The sequence below is a fragment of the Curtobacterium sp. ME12 genome (genome assembly GCF_903970855.1).
GTDB lineage: Bacteria > Actinomycetota > Actinomycetes > Actinomycetales > Microbacteriaceae > Curtobacterium > Curtobacterium poinsettiae_A.
Map to the genome: position 1 here is coordinate 1 of NZ_CAJCKD010000080.1, position 212 is coordinate 212.

Consider the following 212-nt stretch of genomic DNA (forward strand, 5'->3'; position numbering starts at 1 on the left):
TTCAACCGTGACGACCGTGCTCCCCGTCGTGACAACGAGGACCGTCCGCGTCGCTCGTTCGACCGCGACGACCGTGCACCGCGCAGCTTCAACCGTGACGACCGTGCTCCCCGTCGTGACAACGAGGACCGTCCGCGTCGCTCGTTCGACCGCGACGACCGTGCACCGCGCAGCTTCAACCGTGACGACCGTGCTCCCCGTCGTGACAACGA

Annotated in this window: 1 protein-coding gene; it reads left to right on the forward strand. The window is 67.5% G+C overall.

Annotated elements, in window-relative coordinates; genetic code table 11:
- The coding region (locus tag H7A73_RS17940) for a hypothetical protein (RefSeq protein ID WP_220456650.1) at nt 1-212 on the forward strand (212 nt) is incomplete at both ends.